Origin of the sequence: Photobacterium sp. Ph5 (genome assembly GCF_022129445.1) — a bacterium.
In the GTDB taxonomy this organism is placed as follows: Bacteria; Pseudomonadota; Gammaproteobacteria; order Enterobacterales; family Vibrionaceae; genus Photobacterium.
In genome coordinates, this window is sequence record NZ_JADQAQ010000031.1 from 1 (window position 1) to 18,273 (window position 18,273).

Sequence of the window (18,273 nt, forward strand, 5' to 3'; positions counted from 1 at the left end):
CTTCGGGTTATGAGCCCGACGAGCTACCAAGCTGCTCCACCCCGCGTCCGATTTTTATCGAAAGGAAACAAACACGTTATCTCCTTTCGAGGCTGCGCATTATACGACTAAAATTGACTGATGCAAGGCTTCTGCAAAAAAAAACGAAGAAAGTTTTTTAAGTGCTGATTTAAACATCAAATTGTGAATATATTCTCTCGATAGTAGCGTAATTCATCAATTGAGTCGCGAATATCATCAAGTGCTAAGTGGCTGCCCTTTTTATTAAGACCATCTAATAACTCAGGTTTCCAACGGCGCGTTAATTCTTTTAGGGTACTGACATCTAAATAACGGTAATGGAAGTATTGCTCAAGCTCAGGCATGTGCTTGTATAGGAAACGACGATCCTGACCAATACTGTTACCACAAATAGGTGAAGCTCCTTTAGGAACCCACAGCTCTAAAAATGCAATTGTTTGTGCCACCGCTTGTTGCTCTGTCACGGTACTTTTACGAATACGCTCAACTAAACCACTATTTGTGTGCGTATTTGTGCACCAATCGTCCATTTTATCCAACTCAGCTTCTGGCTGATGGATCGCAAGTACAGGGCCTTCCGCTAAAATATTAAGTTGAGGATCAGTAACAATTGTCGCTATTTCAATGATTTTATGGGTTTCTGGATCTAATCCTGTCATTTCCAGATCGATCCAAATGAGATTCTTGTCGCTGATTGTCATTCGATATTGCCTATTTTGTGACTAAACCATGTATGATAATACCGAAAGCTAACCAAATTGAATGATATTCTTGTGGCAAAAAAGAAAAAGCTAACTAAAGGTCAGAGCCGACGCGTCCGCTCAAACCAAAATAAACGCCTAACTCGCGAAAAAAATGACGTCCAATGGGATGAGTCATTATTAGAAAATGCGCGAGAAGGGTTGGTGATCACTCGTTTCGGTCAACATGCTGATGTCGAAGATCCCGAAACAGGCATAATTCATCGCTGTAACTTACGTCGCAGCATTCAAAGTCTCGTCTCTGGCGATCGTGTCGTTTGGCGTCCCGGTGTTGAAACCTTACAAGGTATTGCCGGCGTGGTTGAAGCGGTGCATGAGCGCCAATCAATGCTGACTCGTCCTGATTATTATGATGGCGTAAAAGCAGTTGCAGCCAACGTTGACCGTATTGTTATCGTTTCTGCTATTTTACCAGAGTTATCACTTAACATAATCGACCGCTATATTATTGCCGCAGAAACTATCGGCATAAAGCCGCTTATTGTTGTAAATAAAGTTGATTTATTGAGCGCGGACGAGCGTAAAGGTGTTGAACAAAAACTCGCACAATACGAGAAGATTGGTTACCACGTACGCCTTGTTAGTACCGATACAGGTGAAGGCTTAGATGGTTTAAAGCAAGACTTAAAAGATCATACCAGTATTTTTGCAGGCCAATCGGGTGTCGGGAAATCAAGTATGGTTAATGCGTTAATGCCTGAAGTTGAAGCGGATATCGGTGATGTTTCAAGTAACTCAGGGTTAGGTCAGCATACCACGACAGCCGCACGTTTATACCACTTTGAGCAAGGTGGTGATTTGATTGATTCACCAGGAGTGCGTGAATTTGGCTTATGGCACTTAGAGTCAGAACAAGTAACAGAAGCTTTTGTGGAATTTCGTGATTACCTTGGTGGATGTAAATTCCGCGACTGTAAACACAAAAACGATCCAGGCTGTATTTTGCGTGAAGCCGTTGAAAAAGGTGAAATAAGCCAAGACCGTTTCAATAGCTACCATAAGATAATTGAAAGCATGTCGGAAAATATTGCTAACCGCCAATTTTCTCGCAACAAGCCTGACTGATCCCCTCCCCTAAGAGGGTGCCTATACTCTCTTAGGGAAGCTCTCCATTTTTGATTCTACTCTCAAACCCTTAACCTCTCATGCAGATAAACTGACTTTCCCCTAAGAGTTAGGTATCATTGCCGGTTCGGGTTGTTCTCTGTCTGTAACAGAAGCAGCTAGACTGTTGATTAAGTGGTATTTTTCGGAAGATTAATTGTGCTAGATAAAATAAAAATCGGCCTGCAATATTGTACGCCAAAGCATGCGCTAACACGTTTAGTTGGCAAACTGGCTTCATTTGAAGGCGGCAAAGTCACCACAGCGATCATTCGTTGGTTCATCAAACAATACAATGTTGATATGGCAGAAGCACGTAATCCCGATCCTACGGCTTACCCTACGTTTAACGCTTTCTTTGTCCGAGAATTAAAAGATGGCGCACGTCCAATTAATGACGATGCGCGTATCATTAGCCATCCAGCGGATGCTTGTGTAAGTCAACTCGGTCCAATCAAAGAAGGCCGCCTATTTCAGGCAAAAGGTCACTACTTTGATGCTTGTGAACTATTAGGTGGCGATAAATCTCTCGCTGATGAATTCATCGGTGGTGACTTCGCAACCCTATACCTATCACCAAGCGATTACCACCGCGTACACATGCCATGTGACGGTACTCTACGCCAAATGATTTACGTACCAGGCGATCTTTTCTCTGTTAATCCACTAACCGCAGCAAATGTCCCTAACCTATTTGCACGTAACGAGCGTGTTGTGTGTATCTTTGATACCGAGTTTGGTCCATTAGCGCAAGTACTGGTTGGCGCAACGATTGTGGGCAGTATCGAAACCACCTGGGCGGGTACAGTAACACCACCAACTGGACCTGAAGTCCGTCGTTGGGATTACCCAGCGACTGGAACTGAAGCAATTAGCCTGAAAAAAGGTGAAGAAATGGGGCGCTTTAAGCTTGGTTCAACAGTGATCAACTTATTCCCTAAAGATGCGATACGTTTTGTAGAAGAAATGAAGCCGCTACAAACAACACGTATGGGACAGCCTTACGCAGAGCAGATCACACAGTAACGGTCAAAAAAAGAAAAAAGGGCTTTCTCTGCCCTTTTTTCTAACCTCAAATATAGCTAGCACAACTTTTGTCATAATGGTGAATTGCAACCTCATCTCGGTTGTTACATTCAAGAGTATGATATTTTCTACATTCTAAAATTTTAAACACGAACGAAAGACATTCTAATTTTCCTTTCGCTCCAATCCGTCTTAATATCATACCTTTAAAGAATAGTTGTTTTATATTGATCTACTCCAATAAGCATAAACACGTACTATCCCTTTACAATGCGATAAATAAGAAGGTCTCACATGATAAAAAAAGCATCTATACTGCTTTTGTCCCTACTTGCAGGGGTATCTTTAACAGCACAAGCCGCTGACTGGGGATATGGCAATAGCACTGAACACTGGTCTGACAGCTACCCAACGTGTGGGTTAGGTAAAAACCAAAGCCCGATAAATATTACTTCAGCACTCAAAGCTAACCTTGCTCCATTGAATATTGAATACAACGGAAAAATCACTGATATCACCAATAACGGTCATACGATCGAAGCCCATGTCAGTGGCGATAATAAGCTGATTGTGGATGGTGATACATATACTCTAAAGCAATTTCATTTCCATACGCCATCTGAAAACTATATCGACGGTAAGCAATACCCGTTAGAAGCGCATTTTGTGAATGTCGATGATAAAGGCAATATTGCTGTTGTTGCAGTCATGTTTGAAAACGGGTTACGTGCTAATAGCGCTCTAAGTACCTTACTCAAACAGATCCCAACTAAAGGGAAGACTATCGATTTCACCGATGATCTAAGTCCAGATAACCTTCTCCCTCGTGAACGCGAATACTATCAATTCAATGGCTCACTAACGACACCACCATGTACTGAAGGCGTGCGCTGGTTTGTGTTAGAAACACCACAATACAGCTCAAAAGATCAAACCGAGCAATTACACCAAATTATGGGTGACAACAACCGACCAGTACAGCCCATTAATGCTCGAATTATCGTTGAATAAGCATATAATGAGAATTATTTGCATTTAAAGTGTGAATTATCTATATTACATTATTAAAGATAAGACGCCTTGAAATCCTACTTGCTGACTATCTAAATGAATTTAAGCTGTTTTGGGTAAATTTGCGGTCGCCCTGATACTGTCCTCTTTTGATGTTTATCTGCATCTTGGACGTATCAGTTAAATTTATCTTACGTAATAAAAAAGCACGGTAATAATGATAATTACCGTGCTTTTTACGCTTATAACAAACGTAACGTCTCAAAAATATTGTCGATTATGCTCGATCAATCGGAAAGGCCGTCACTTTTTCAATGTGATCAAGTCCTAATGCCAACATGATCAAACGGTCAATACCTAGGGCGACACCCGCACAGTCAGGGAAACCAGCACGTAATGCGTTAACCAAATTCATATCAATCGGTTGAGACTTTAATCCCATCTCTAAACGCTTTTGATTATCTTGCTCAAAACGTTGTAATTGCTCATCACCATTCGCTAACTCATGAAAGCCATTCGCCAATTCAATGCCTTTAAAATACACCTCAAAGCGCTCTGCTACACGAGGATCCGTTGGGTTAATTTGCGCTAATGCCGCTTGCGAGGCAGGAAAGTCATAAACAAAAGCTGGCATATGCTGACCAATTTTACCTTCAACGCCAATGCTAAATAGCAACTGTAATAAGGTATCGCGATCGTTTTCAGGTTCGGCAATATCAGATAGCCCAAGGGTTGCAGCTGCCGCTTTAAGTTCAGTCATTGTACCTGTTAAAGGACACACACCAAGTTGGTTAATAAAGGCTTGTTGATACGTCATCTTCTCAGCCGCGTCACAACCTAAAACTAACTGCAGTAAATCATCCATTTCATCCATCAACAAATGGTGATCAAAGTTAGGGCGGTACCACTCTAACATGGTGAATTCGGGGTTATGGTATCGACCTGATTCTTCATTACGAAAAGATTTACAGATCTGATAAATCGCACCACTTCCCGCTGAAAGTAAGCGTTTCATATGAAATTCAGGGCTAGTCATTAAAAATAATGTTTGCCCATCAGCATACCCAGGCCCAACAAACTCGGTTTGAAACGTATGTAGGTGAACATCTGTCACTGTCGCTTGACTCATGGCGGGAGTATCCACTTCCATCACCTCACGAGCGGCGAAAAACTGACGAATAACCGCTAACAAATGAGCGCGTTTTTTTAGTTGCTCGATAGATGCCGTAGGTTGCCAAGTAGACATAAACTTTCTTCTTTGATGAAATTGAGTAATGCGCATATTTTATCAGAGCTCAACAATAAACGTCGCAGATTCAAACAAGAGATCACAACAAAGTCTCTATTTCCGATAGAGATGTGAATAAGTTATGAAAAAAAACATTTCTCTTTTTATCTCTAGTGAAAACTTAATATCAGAGCATTAGCTTTCAACACCCACCATCTTTTCGCTAAACCATCGCTTCATTTATCTTGTCTATCATCAGGTTAGAAAACAACACTGACAACAAACAAAATATCCGCCCCACACCCATTAACATTTAATAAACATAAAAACCAATAAATACAAAGAGATAACAATTTAAAAACATGACCGAATGTGACAAATATCACAGCATTTGTAATCTTCTTACATTTTTTGACTATTTCGGTAAAAACCTGCGTCTAAATCAATTTATCTAATCACAAGGTTTCATAGAATGCGCTCAGGATTTCAAGGATAGATGCGCCATGCGCATCTTTTCAATTTTTACCGTCTTACCTTCGGAGGATAGCTGTGAAGACTATTACCACAGATATCGCTGTAATCGGCGCAGGTGGTGCAGGCCTACGTTCTGCCATCGCTGCTGCAGAAGCTAACCCAGAACTAGAAATAGCACTGATCTCAAAAGTGTATCCAATGCGCTCGCACACTGTTGCGGCTGAAGGTGGCTCTGCTGCCGTAATCAAGGACGAAGATAGCTTAGATAACCACTTTAACGATACCGTTGGCGGTGGTGACTGGTTATGTGAACAGGACGTTGTTGAGTATTTCGTAGAAAACGCCACACGCGAAATGATCCAAATGGAGCAATGGGGATGCCCATGGAGCCGTAAAGAAAACGGTGAAGTGAACGTTCGTCGTTTTGGTGGGATGAAAGTAGAACGTACATGGTTTGCCGCAGATAAAACCGGCTTCCACATGCTACACACTCTATTCCAAACATCTATTAAGTACTCTCAAATTAAACGTTTTGATGAATACTTCGTGGTTGATCTGTTAGTTGAAGAAGGTGAAGTACAAGGCCTAATTGCAATTCACATGTCAGAAGGTGAACTGATCTGCATTAAAGCAAAATCAGTGATCCTAGCAACAGGTGGCGCTGGTCGTGTTTACCACTGTAACACTAACGGCGGTATCGTAACGGGCGATGGTATGGCGATGGCTTACCGTCACGGTATTCCCCTACGTGATATGGAATTTGTGCAATACCACCCAACAGGTCTTCCAGGTACAGGCATCTTGATGACGGAAGGTTGTCGTGGTGAAGGCGGTATCATCGTTAACAAAAACGGTTACCGTTACCTACAAGACTACGGTATGGGCCCTGAAACACCAGTCGGCCAACCAAAGAACAAATACATGGAATTAGGTCCTCGTGACAAAGTGTCACAGGCTTTCTGGCATGAACAACAAAAAGGCAACACCATCAAGCACCCTCTAGGTGATGTGGTACACCTTGATCTTCGCCACCTAGGTGAAGAGTACTTGCATGAGCGTCTACCGTTTATCTGTGAGCTGGCAAAAGCTTACGTCAACGTTGATCCTGCAAAAGAGCCAATTCCAATTCGCCCAACGGTGCACTACACCATGGGTGGTATTGAAACTGACGCACATTGTGAAACACGCATTAAAGGTCTATTTGCAGTGGGCGAATGTGCTTCTGTTGGTCTTCACGGTGCTAACCGTCTAGGTTCTAACTCACTCGCTGAGTTCGTAGTATTTGGTCGTGTTGCGGGTGAAAACGCCGTGAAACATGCCGCTGAATTTAAAGGCTGGGACGACGCTTCTATCAATGCACAAATTGATGCTGTTCAAGCGCGTATCGATGCCCTAATGGCACAAGAAGGCGATGAGAACTGGGCTGATATCCGTACAGAAATGGGTCATACCATGGAAGCGGGTTGTGGTATCTACCGCCAAGAAGATTTGATGCAAGCAACGATTGATAAACTTGCTGAGCTAAAAGATCGCTACAAGCACATCTCTATCAAGGATAAAGGCAAAGTATTTAACACTGATCTGCTATACGCAATCGAAGTGGGTTACGGCCTAGAAGTGGCTGAAGCAATGGCGCATTCTGCGATCAATCGTAAAGAGTCTCGTGGTGCACACCAACGCCTTGATGATGGTTGTACTGAACGTGATGATGTTAACTACCTAAAACACACCTTAGCGTTCTACAACAATGGCGATGCGCCAATCATCGATTACAGCAACGTCACTATCACTAAGTCGCAGCCAAAAGCACGTCTATACGGTGCAGCAGCCGATGAAGCAGCAGCAAAAGACGCCGCTGAAGCACCAGCAGTAACTGAGCAACAAGAGGAACAGGCATAATGTCAGCAAATCGCATTCAACTGGTTGAAATTCTGCGTTATGACCCAGCAAAAGACGCAGAACCGTACCTTGAGAAATTCGAAGTACCTTTCAATGAAACCATGTCTGTTCTTGATGCACTTGGTTACATTAAAGATCACCTAGATAAAGATCTGTCTTACCGTTGGTCTTGTCGTATGGCTATCTGTGGCTCTTGCGGCATGATGGTAAACGGTGTGCCAAAGCTCGCTTGTAAGAGCTTCTTACGTGACTACCCTAACGGTGTAAAAATTGAGCCATTAGCGAACTTCGCGATTGAGAAAGACTTAATTGTTGATATGACGCCATTCATTGAGCGTCTTGAAGCGATTAAGCCATACATCATTGGTAACGATCGTACACCGGAAGACGGTACTAACCTGCAAACGCCTGAGCAAATGGCGAAATACAAGCAATTTGCAGGCTGTATTAACTGTGGTTTGTGTTATGCAGCGTGTCCTCAATTTGGTTTAAACCCTGAGTTTATTGGTCCTGCTGCGCTAACCCTTGCTCACCGTTACAACCTTGATAGTCGTGATAACGGTCAACATGAGCGTATGGAGCTTATTAATGGTGAAAACGGTGCTTGGGGTTGTACATTCGTAGGTTACTGTTCTGAAGTCTGTCCTAAGCATGTTGATCCCGCTGCGGCTGTTAACCAAGGCAAAGTGGAATCTTCTAAAGATTTCGTTATTGCAATGATCAAACCAATGGAGGCATAAGGATGAGCAACCGTAAACCTTACGTTCGTGAGATGAAGCGTACATGGTGGAAAGACAGCTCTTTCTATCGCTTCTACATGATCCGCGAAGCTACAGTACTACCTTTGATCTTTTTTACTATCTGCTTAACCTTTGGTTTAGGTAGCCTAGTAAAAGGACCTGAAGCATGGCAAGGCTGGTTAGATTTCATGGCTAACCCTATTGTGATTATTTTAAATATTCTTGCTCTAGCAGGTAGCTTGTTCCACGCCTTCACCTACTTCAATATGATGCCGCAAGTTGTGCCAATTCGTATTAAAGGCAAGTTACTTGATAAGAAAATTATCATTCTTGCTCAGTGGGCAATTGTTGCTGTTATTACCTTGTTTGTTCTTGCGATAGTTTAAGGAGTCCGTCGTGGTTAATTTACATCCTAAACGTTCTGACGAGCCAGTATGGTGGAGTCTGTTCGGTGCTGGCGGTACTTGGTTTGCAATGATCACACCGGTTACGATTTTAGTACTCGGTATTCTTGTTCCTCTTGGCATTATTAGCCCAGAAGCAATGACTTACGATCGCGCAGCAGATTTCGCAACAAGCTTTATTGGTGCGCTATTTGTTATTGCAACGCTATCACTTCCAATGTGGCATGCGATGCACCGTTTACATCACGGTATGCATGATTTAAAAATCCATGCAGGTGTAGTCGGTAAGATTGTTTGTTACGCATTTGCGTTTTTGATCACCGCACTATCCATTATTTTTGTATTCATGATTTAAGCTGTATACAAAAACACAAAAAGCACCGCAAGCGGTGCTTTTTTATTATCTAAATCTTATGATAGCGACAGTTTCTTATTTGACCTTTATTCCATCAATATCAAAAAATAGAAACAAAAAAGGCCGCTTACGCGACCTTTTCACCGTTAATGATATAACGATCTTATAAACCGATTAATTACTTAACGCGGCTTACGTATTCACCAGAGCGAGTATCAACTTTGATCACTTCGCCGATAGCGATAAATAGAGGTACGCGAACAACAGCACCAGTACTTAGTGTTGCAGGCTTACCGCCAGTACCTTGTGTATCACCTTTAAGACCAGGATCTGTTTCCGTTACTTCTAACTCAACAAAGTTCTGTGGTGTTACAACAATAGGGTTACCGTTCCAAAGCGTTAATGTACAAGGATCGTTTTCAACTAACCACTTAGCATTATCACCAACAGCTTTAACGTCAGCAGCAATTTGCTCAAACGTTTCGTTGTTCATGAAGTGGTAGAATTCACCATCATTGTATAGGTAATCAAGATCAGTATCGATTACGTCCGCAGCTTCAACTGTTTCACCTGATTTAAAAGTCTTCTCTAAAACTTTACCAGAAATAAGTTTACGGATTCGTACGCGGTTGAACGCTTGACCTTTACCAGGCTTAACAAATTCATTTTCGATAATGACACATGGTTCATTATCTAGCATAATTTTCATTCCGCCGCGGAATTCATTGGTGCTGAAAGACGCCATTCTAATCCTCTTAACATCTTCGAGTTGTATTTAATGTCGCATATCATACCCCTAAACGTGCCATCTGTTGAGCAAAACTGGCTGAATGATCTATCGAATGCGATATCTGATCCCTTTCAGCTACTCAAATTGCTCAAAATTGATCCCACACCATGGGAAAATGGCCTTGCCGCAAGGAAGCTGTTTGCGCTACGTGTTCCATTGAGCTTTGTTGATAAAATGGAAATCGGCAACCCACATGACCCACTTTTACGTCAAATATTGCCCTTAAAGCAAGAATTCGAAGTTCACCAAGGTTATTCTGTCGATCCCCTAGAAGAGCAGCAGAATGATATTCCAGGGTTGCTGCATAAATACCACAATCGAGTATTGCTGATAGTCAAAGGTGGCTGTGCGGTGAACTGCCGTTATTGTTTCCGTCGTCATTTTCCGTATAGCGACAATAAAGGAAATAAACACCAGTGGCAGCAGAGCCTTGAGTACATCGCCACCCACCCAGAAATTAATGAAGTGATTTTATCTGGTGGCGACCCTTTAATGGCTAAAGATCATGAACTCCAATGGCTGATAGAGCATATTGCAGCAATACCTCATATCAAGCGCCTACGCATCCACAGCAGGCTACCCGTGGTGATCCCTAACCGTATTACCGATGATTTGTGTCAAATACTGTCAGAGACACGCTTACAAACGATTTTGGTTACCCATATTAATCATGCTAACGAAATCGATGATGCGCTAACCACTGCAATGCAAAAGCTAAAACAAGCCAATGTCACTCTTCTTAATCAAGGAGTGCTCTTAAAAGGCGTTAATGACTCTGTAAAAACATTAACAGACCTCAGCGAAGCATTATTTGATGCAGGCATTCAGCCTTATTACCTCCACGTTTTAGACCGTGTGCAAGGCGCAGCCCATTTTATGGTAGATGATGAAACGGCACGTCAATTAATGGCCGGGTTAATCACTCAAGTCTCAGGGTATTTAGTCCCTAAACTCACCAGAGAAATCGGTGGACGAGCAAGTAAAACGCCGCTGGACTTACAGCTGGAATAGACCATAAAGCCAACAGCAACATAAAAAAAGACGATTTTATCGTCTTTTTTTTATACCCACTAGAAAACAGACACCTTTTCAACCAAGAAACACCAAAAAGCTGAACGCAAAATATAACAACTTAAAGTAATACGGTAACCCTTATATAATATATTGATTATTAAGATTTAAAATGACATGTACAGCTTTTCCAGCAAAATAACCACCAAGCATTAGTAACATGATATTCTTTATGATTACATTAAAAAGAACATCATGTTACTTTTACTTATTCGATAAATAAATTTATCTAAAACAATCAAAAAAAATCATCTTTAAGGCTATCGATTTTTTATTGTTTTAAGCGCATAGTCGCGATTCATACAGCAGCATATATTTAACAAGTTCGCCAAACTTAACGCTGCTGACTATCTCCTCTTATTTGTCGCGAGTAACGCAATGAAAATTGGCATTTTGTCGCAAAACGCTAACCTATACTCCACCCGTCGCCTTGTTGAAGCTTGTGAGCAACGAGGACATGAAGCTGTGATTATTAATGCACTGCGTTGTTATATGAACATCAACTCCGTGCAGCCTTCAATTCACTTTGAGGGTAATGATTTAACAGGTTTTGATGCCATTATTCCGCGTATTGGCTCAGACATTACCTTTTATGGCTGCTCTGTGTTACGTCAGTTTGAAATGATGGGTGTCTTCCCCGTCAATCAATCCATTGCTATTTCCCGTTCACGCGACAAACTACGTTCATTACAGTTATTAAGCCGTAAAGGTGTTGGTATGCCTGTTACTGGCTTTGCGAGTAAACCAGATGACGTGCCTGATTTAATCAAAATGGTCGGTGGTGCACCTTTAGTTATTAAGTTATTAGAAGGTACTCAAGGGATTGGCGTAGTATTAGCTGAAACTCAAAAAGCAGCAGAGAGTGTGATTGAGGCTTTTATGGGCCTAAAAGCCAATATTATGGTTCAGGAATATATTAAAGAAGCCGGTGGTGCAGACATCCGTTGTTTTGTTATTGGCGATAAAGTCATTGCGTCAATGAAGCGCCAAGCAGCTGAAGGTGAGTTCCGCTCAAACCTACACCGTGGTGGGAGTGCATCACTGATCCGTATTACACCAGAAGAGCGTAAAACGGCGATTGCAGCCGCGAAAGCAATGGGATTAAGCGTGGCAGGTGTAGATTTACTGCGTTCTAACCGTGGTCCATTAATCATGGAAGTCAATTCATCACCAGGCCTTGAAGGCATTGAAGCCGCAACTGGTAAAGATATTGCTGGTATGATCATCGAATATATTGAAAAAAATGCCAACAAGAGCAAAAGATTTCAATTAAATCAATAAGTTGAACTCGCCGTTGTTATAAGACATAACAACGGCAACTATGAACTTAAATAAAGATCAGCTTTATACTTAAAATACAGCAAAAAGCAGAACAAAATCACCCGCAAGTAAAAAGCTCAAACAACCAATCTAACCTATTGATTATAAACAAATTAATTCCGTACAGCTTTTTAAGCTTTTTCCTCAACAAACTAAAGCTTTAATACCACCGAGTTCTTTATGACTTCTTTATTATTAATATAGTTAGTAAGTAACAGCTTACTTCTTCACTGACAAAAACAAAATTTGGAACAATATATCATCACATCTCTATAAATGTGATCGTTAAAACATCCACTAATCACTGATGAGATTAACACTATCAGACAGTTCAAAATTACGTTAACGTAGTACGTTATATAATGATGATGATATTAAAAATCAAAGGATTAACAATGACAGACTTTACCTATAACGTTGCTATGATTGAAGATGAAAAGCCTTTTGACATGGGACAGGTAAATACTAAAGATGTACCAGAAGAAGCCCTAGAGACTTATACAGAGATGCTTTCTCAGCTATTACAACAAGAAGATCCAAGTAAGCATTACGCAGGCTTTGGCTTTGAAGGAGCTGAGAAGTTAGCGTTTAGCGCCTTACCTATCACTGAACACGATCAAATTGGCGCAGGTATGGTTTACAACCCAGACGATAATGGTGAGAACTTAGTACTGGTTGGTCGTGTATTCTTCAGCATAAAGGATCGTGCCGTTTCTTTTAACATGGAAACTAACGCCGATGATGTATTAGTTCAAGGTGATATCGATTTACGTGGTTTCATCCAGTCCTTCATTGTTTGCTTTATGGCTGCGTGGGTCTCATTAAATCAGGATAACCTACCTAGCGAGAGCTAATAGACTCCCTTTTTGATATTCACTACGCCTCTGTCAATACAGGGGCGTTTTTATAACTAAATACCATCGTTTCCAGCCCTATCAGACATCAAAATCTCCTCCCCAAACCAAACCGTACAGCTAAAAATGAAAATTACAGCTTTTTTATGATCAAGTTTACCCGCATTTATAGCGCCGCCCAAATTATGCATAAGTCATTGAAATAAAACAATAAAAACAACGTACAGCTTTTGTAGCTTTTTTCTGAGTGAGCAATAGTTCGTGGTAGGCGCTATGCTGGGAAAATCATACTTATCGACCACGTCAAGGTTGATAATTTGATTAAGTGTTATTAAACCAATACTTATCGAACACATTTCTAATGTTATTACACAAAAAACATGATCTAAAAATTTAACACTAATTAAGTAGCTTATTTAAGTTCGAATATAATATAAATATAAAAACAGCATTTAATAAAAAACAAACTAATATAATATTTTTAATGAATATGATTTAAAGGATAGTTATTGGTGATTTTTAAAAATAATGCTGTACATTATTTTTTGCTGATTACATCTTGATTATAACAACCGTGACTTATTTTTATCTTAAGTGTATTAGAAAGGATGGCCAGACAAAACGAACACCTTCACAGCACAATAACAGCAAATAGGTGTACACTTTTAGGGTTGTAAGCTAGCACATCGCGATACACATATAAGTCATTGTTTTAAAATAACTTTATTTTTGTGCAGCTTTTTAAGGAATATTCCCGATAAACTATGTCCGACAATAAAAACAATATTACTTATCTTGGTTCTATATTTATCAGACAATAAAAAAGCCGAGCATCACGCTCGGCTTTTCAAATTACAAAGAGACAAATCTCTACTGTTATGAATGGGTTACATCATACCGCCCATGCCACCCATACCACCCATGCCGCCCATATCAGGCATTGCAGGAGTATCAGTCGCTTTGTCAGTAATCATTGCTTCTGTCGTGATCATAAGACCAGCAACAGATGCTGCGAACTGAAGTGCTGAACGAGTTACTTTTGTTGGGTCTAGGATACCCATTTCAATCATATCACCGTACTCGCCAGTTGCTGCGTTATAACCGTAGTTCGCTTCACCTGCACGTACGTTATTAGCAACAACAGATTCTTCATCACCTGCGTTCTTCGTGATTTGACGGATAGGAGCTTCCATTGCACGAAGTGCTACACGGATACCCACGTTTTGCTCTTCGTTGTCGCCAGTAAGGCCTGCAACTTTAGATGCTGCGCGGATAAGTGCAACACCACCACCTGCAACAACGCCTTCTTCAACCGCTGCGCGAGTTGCGTGTAGTGCATCTTCTACGCGGTCTTTCTTCTCTTTCATTTCAACTTCAGTTGCTGCGCCAACTTTAATAACCGCTACGCCGCCAGCAAGTTTAGCCACACGCTCTTGAAGTTTTTCTTTGTCGTAGTCAGATGTTGCATCTTCAATTTGTTGACGAATTTGTGCAACACGACCTTGAATCATCGCTTCTTCACCAGAACCGTCGATGATTGTTGTGTTTTCTTTAGTGATAGTTACACGCTTAGCTTGACCAAGATCTTCTAGCTGAACTTTTTCTAGCTCAAGACCGATCTCTTCAGAAATCACGGTACCAGCTGTTAGTACTGCGATATCTTGAAGCATTGCTTTACGACGGTCACCGAAACCTGGCGCTTTAACAGCAGCCACTTTCACGATGCCACGCATATTGTTCACAACTAATGTTGCTAGCGCTTCACCTTCAACGTCTTCTGCGATGATAAGTAGAGGACGAGATGCTTTAGCAACGCCTTCTAATGCAGGAAGAAGTTCGCGGATATTTGATACTTTCTTATCAACCAATAGGATGAATGGGCTTTCTAAATCAACAGAGCCCGCTTCTTGGTTGTTGATGAAGTATGGAGATAGGTAGCCACGGTCAAACTGCATACCTTCAACAACGTCTAGTTCGTCTTGAAGTGCTTGGCCTTCTTCAACTGTGATAACGCCATCACGGCCTACTTTTTCCATCGCTTCAGCAATTAGGTTACCCACAGTTGCATCAGAGTTCGCAGAAATCGTACCTACTTGTGCAATAGCTTTTGTATCAGCACATGGAACAGATAGCGCTTTTAGCTCTTCAACCGCAGCAATAACCGCTTTGTCGATACCGCGCTTAAGATCCATAGGGTTCATACCCGCAGCAACTGCTTTTAGACCTTCAGCGATGATCGCTTGTGCAAGTACTGTTGCTGTTGTTGTGCCGTCACCCGCCGCATCGTTAGCTTGTGATGCAACTTCTTTCACCATTTGTGCGCCCATGTTCTGGAATTTATCTTCCAGTTCAATTTCACGCGCAACAGAAACACCATCTTTAGTGATAGTTGGTGCACCAAATGATTTGTCTAGTACAACGTTACGGCCTTTAGGACCTAATGTTACTTTTACTGCATCAGCTAGAATGTTGACACCTTCTAGCATTTTAATTCGTGCGTCGTTACCAAATTTAACGTCTTTAGCAGCCATCTTGCGTTTCCTTTCTTAATTTTTAATTCGATGTGATCGGATTATTCAACGATTGCCATGATGTCATTTTCAGACATGATTAGAACTTCTTTGCCATCGATCTTTTCAGTCTTAGTGCCGTAGCCTTCAGCAAAGATAACAGTGTCGCCAACTTTAACGTCAAGTGGCTGAACAGAACCGTTTTCTAAAATACGACCTTTGCCTACTGCAAGTACTTTGCCGCGTGTTGATTTTTCAGCCGCAGAACCTGTTAATACAATGCCGCCAGCAGACTTAGATTCAACTTCTTGGCGCTCAACGATAACACGGTCGTGTAAAGGACGAATATTCATCGGTCGTCTCTCCTGATAATTGGTAATTTCCATACATGAATGTACACACAAACTGATGTTTGGCGACTTTTCTATTATCTAATCATGTTGGGTCTAATTAGAGAGAACCCAAGGTTTAGACCGATTTTTTTTCATTATTTATTTGAGAACTTTTGCCCGATCACATTCTTTGCATTAGGGTATGCAAGCATCCTTACAATGAGACCGCCATGGAAACCAACAACAAGCCTGATAAATACGGCTTATTATCCGATCCGATCCCAGATGCATTACGCCGTTTAGCTGTACCAATGGTATTCGGTATGATTGCTATTTTAATGTTTAATCTGGTTGATACATTTTTTATCTCACTACTTGGCACCAATGCATTAGCCGCAGTCAGTTTTACGTTTCCCGTTACCTTTGGTCTGAACTGTATCACCATGGGAATGAGTGTTGGGATCTCCACCAGCATTGGACGTTTACTTGGAAGTGGTGATACCAAAAGTGCAGCAAGGCTCACCACGCATGGTTTATTGCTTGCCGTTATTTTAATGGTGTTAGGCTCAACCGTTGGTTGGCTAACAATCGATCCACTCTTTTCCTTAATGGGCGCCAGTGCCGATTTACTGCCAATCATCCATGAATATATGACAGTGTGGTACATCTCGATCCCCTTGTTGGTGATCCCAATGACGGGCAACAGTGCAATACGCGCAACAGGCGACGCTAAAAGCCCAGCTAAAATTATGATCATGGCGGGTTTAATTAACGGTATCCTCGATCCTTTATTGATCTTTGGGTACGGCCCTTTTCCAGAATTAGGTGTAAAAGGCGCAGCAATTTCTAGTGGGATCAGTTGGGCTGTGGCATTAACTGCTTCTCTGTATTTACTTCATCGCCGAGAAAAATTGCTCACAACACCAGTATTTCGAAAATTAAAATCAGATTGGCAACAAATATTACATATTGGCGCACCTGCTGGACTATCTAACGCACTCAATCCATTATCGAGCGCTTTATTAATGTCATTACTTGCCACACAAGGCACTGCATCGGTTGCGGCTTTTGGTGCTGCAATACGCATTGAGTCAATTTTGGTGATAGGAATGATGGCATTAGGCTCTGCATTAATGCCGTTTATGGCGCAAAACCTTGGCGCCAATAAACCTGAACGCGCATTTGAAGCGCTTTTTACGGCCATGCATTTTGCAATTTTATTCCAACTGTTGATTTTTATCGCCATGGTGCCACTCAGTGTGCCATTAGCTTCACTGTTTTCTCGTGATGCAACGGTACAACATCAACTTTGGCATTATTTATTAGTCGTACCGGCTAGTTATGGTTTACAAGCAGTATGTATGCTGCTCATTAGCGCGCTCAATGCATTACATAAAACCGTCAATGCACTTATTTGGAATCTATTGCGTTTATTTGGCTTTCTTCTACCAAGCGCTTGGGTAGGGAGTTTGTACTATGGTACAGAAGGACTATTTATTGGTATTTCTATTGCCAATGTTATGGGGGGGATTTGTGCTTATTTATATGCTCAGCGATTACGAAAAACGACGGTATCTTTAACGGTTACACTCAAATAAATATGAATAGTGTGAATGCAAAAAAGGCAGCTTACGCTGCCTTTTTTATTCATAATTTTTTATACCGCGAGAGTAAAGAGTTACTTTAAGCGAGGGTTTTGATGGTTATCATTTTGATCATCTTTACGCTCAAACTCACCATCAAACACATCACCGTTATCATTCTTATGACTAAACGGCCCCGTTGATTGTCCATCAAACCCCGAGCTAAAACCGCCACCAAACTGATTAAAGTTGCTCTGCACTTTTACGCGCCGCATTAATTGCAGTGCCATTTTTGCGCGAATAGGCGGCAGTAAAATACACAGGCCTAATACATCTGTCATAAATCCAGGCGTGAGCAATAACACACCTGCTACGGCTAACAATACACCTTCAACAATTTCTTGTGCTGGCATTTCACCTTGCTGCATCTTAGTTTGTACAGACATTAATGTCGCTAAACCTTGACTACGCACCAAAGAAGCCCCAACGACGGCGGTAATAAACACTAACATCATGGTTGGCCAAAAACCTAAAAAACCACCAACCTGAATAAATAAGCCAATTTCAATCATTGGAACAGCAATAAAAAGCAGCATTAATATTGCAAACACACCTAACCTCTTTCTTTTATAACGTATCAGTTATTTAAAGCACTGAATGACTCAATATAGTATTACATGTTTACCCCCTAAATACCGTGTCGCCCAAGATAAAAAATCGTTAACAAATAATTCAATCGCTAAATTTGAACTAGGTCTTAAAAACACATTTCACGCCCAAACATTTTATT

The 18,273-nt window shown here is 41.3% G+C and carries 17 protein-coding genes; 11 read left to right on the plus strand and 6 right to left on the minus strand.

All coding sequences use genetic code 11. The features are described from left to right. Nucleotides 1-176: 176 nt before the first annotated feature. Nucleotides 177-722, minus strand: a complete 546-nt coding sequence (orn, locus tag I3259_RS12780) for an oligoribonuclease (protein WP_238029979.1) — start codon at nt 720-722, stop codon at nt 177-179. 72 nt (nt 723-794) lie between these two features. Here orn and rsgA point away from each other — a divergent pair, with 72 nt between their 5' ends. The 3 genes from rsgA (at nt 795) to I3259_RS12795 (ending at nt 3,923) form a co-directional block, all read left to right on the plus strand. Further along, on the plus strand, nt 795-1,847 hold the full coding sequence (gene rsgA, locus I3259_RS12785) for a small ribosomal subunit biogenesis GTPase RsgA (RefSeq protein ID WP_238029980.1): 1,053 nt from the start codon (nt 795-797) through the stop codon (nt 1,845-1,847). 198 nt (nt 1,848-2,045) lie between these two features. Continuing rightward, nucleotides 2,046-2,912 (plus strand): archaetidylserine decarboxylase, encoded by an 867-nt coding sequence (asd, locus tag I3259_RS12790; RefSeq protein ID WP_238029981.1) that lies wholly within the window; start codon nt 2,046-2,048, stop codon nt 2,910-2,912. A 294-nt stretch (nt 2,913-3,206) separates the two neighbouring features. After that, nucleotides 3,207-3,923, plus strand: coding sequence for a carbonic anhydrase family protein (locus I3259_RS12795; RefSeq protein ID WP_238029982.1), 717 nt, complete (start codon nt 3,207-3,209; stop codon nt 3,921-3,923). Nucleotides 3,924-4,200: 277 nt separating this feature from the next. Here I3259_RS12795 and epmA read toward each other — a convergent pair whose 3' ends face one another. After that, on the minus strand, nt 4,201-5,169 hold the full coding sequence (gene epmA, locus I3259_RS12800) for an elongation factor P--(R)-beta-lysine ligase (RefSeq protein ID WP_238029983.1): 969 nt from the start codon (nt 5,167-5,169) through the stop codon (nt 4,201-4,203). A gap of 531 nt (nt 5,170-5,700) precedes the next feature. Here epmA and frdA point away from each other — a divergent pair. The 4 genes from frdA to frdD are packed head-to-tail and all read left to right on the plus strand — an operon-like array spanning nt 5,701 to nt 9,023. Next, nucleotides 5,701-7,524: a fumarate reductase (quinol) flavoprotein subunit gene (frdA, locus tag I3259_RS12805; protein WP_238029984.1), complete on the plus strand. Its 1,824-nt coding sequence runs from the start codon at nt 5,701-5,703 to the stop codon at nt 7,522-7,524. Further along, the gene (locus tag I3259_RS12810) at nt 7,524-8,264 is read left to right on the plus strand and encodes a succinate dehydrogenase/fumarate reductase iron-sulfur subunit (protein ID WP_238029985.1); all 741 of its coding nucleotides are present in this window, start codon (nt 7,524-7,526) and stop codon (nt 8,262-8,264) included. Before frdA ends, I3259_RS12810 begins: the two co-directional genes overlap by 1 nt. A 2-nt stretch (nt 8,265-8,266) precedes the next feature. Next, nucleotides 8,267-8,650: a fumarate reductase subunit FrdC gene (gene frdC, locus I3259_RS12815; protein WP_045084711.1), complete on the plus strand. Its 384-nt coding sequence runs from the start codon at nt 8,267-8,269 to the stop codon at nt 8,648-8,650. A 10-nt stretch (nt 8,651-8,660) separates the two neighbouring features. Further along, nucleotides 8,661-9,023, plus strand: coding sequence for a fumarate reductase subunit FrdD (gene frdD, locus I3259_RS12820; RefSeq protein ID WP_005372597.1), 363 nt, complete (start codon nt 8,661-8,663; stop codon nt 9,021-9,023). 178 nt (nt 9,024-9,201) lie between these two features. On the opposite strand, the gene efp is transcribed toward frdD, so the two are convergent. Next, a complete protein-coding gene (gene efp / locus I3259_RS12825; protein ID WP_006647659.1) occupies nt 9,202-9,768 on the minus strand; it encodes an elongation factor P in 567 nt (188 codons plus the stop codon). A 33-nt stretch (nt 9,769-9,801) separates the two neighbouring features. Here efp and epmB point away from each other — a divergent pair, with 33 nt between their 5' ends. The 3 genes from epmB (at nt 9,802) to I3259_RS12840 (ending at nt 13,058) form a co-directional block, all read left to right on the plus strand. Further along, a complete protein-coding gene (gene epmB / locus I3259_RS12830; RefSeq protein ID WP_238029986.1) occupies nt 9,802-10,824 on the plus strand; it encodes an EF-P beta-lysylation protein EpmB in 1,023 nt (340 codons plus the stop codon). A 438-nt stretch (nt 10,825-11,262) separates the two neighbouring features. Then, nucleotides 11,263-12,165 (plus strand): 30S ribosomal protein S6--L-glutamate ligase, encoded by a 903-nt coding sequence (gene rimK / locus I3259_RS12835; protein WP_045137470.1) that lies wholly within the window; start codon nt 11,263-11,265, stop codon nt 12,163-12,165. A gap of 434 nt (nt 12,166-12,599) precedes the next feature. Then, nucleotides 12,600-13,058 carry a molecular chaperone GroEL gene (locus tag I3259_RS12840; protein WP_238029987.1) on the plus strand — a complete coding sequence of 153 codons (459 nt, stop codon included), beginning with the start codon at nt 12,600-12,602 and terminating at the stop codon, nt 13,056-13,058. An 887-nt stretch (nt 13,059-13,945) separates the two neighbouring features. On the opposite strand, the gene groL is transcribed toward I3259_RS12840, so the two are convergent. Together groL and I3259_RS12850 are read right to left on the minus strand one after the other, a co-directional pair. Then, complete coding sequence (gene groL / locus I3259_RS12845; RefSeq protein ID WP_105061388.1) at nt 13,946-15,589, minus strand: chaperonin GroEL; 1,644 nt, start codon at nt 15,587-15,589, stop codon at nt 13,946-13,948. A gap of 41 nt (nt 15,590-15,630) precedes the next feature. Next, a complete protein-coding gene (locus tag I3259_RS12850; protein ID WP_005372610.1) occupies nt 15,631-15,921 on the minus strand; it encodes a co-chaperone GroES in 291 nt (96 codons plus the stop codon). Nucleotides 15,922-16,130: 209 nt separating this feature from the next. Between I3259_RS12850 and I3259_RS12855 the strand changes: the two genes are divergently transcribed. Next, nucleotides 16,131-17,498 carry an MATE family efflux transporter gene (locus I3259_RS12855; protein WP_238029988.1) on the plus strand — a complete coding sequence of 456 codons (1,368 nt, stop codon included), beginning with the start codon at nt 16,131-16,133 and terminating at the stop codon, nt 17,496-17,498. Between the two features lie 80 nt (nt 17,499-17,578). Here the strand turns inward: I3259_RS12855 and I3259_RS12860 are convergent, their stop codons facing one another. Further along, entirely contained in the window at nt 17,579-18,094 is a 516-nt protein-coding gene (locus I3259_RS12860) for an FxsA family protein (protein WP_238029989.1), read from the minus strand. Nucleotides 18,095-18,273 lie beyond the last annotated feature (179 nt).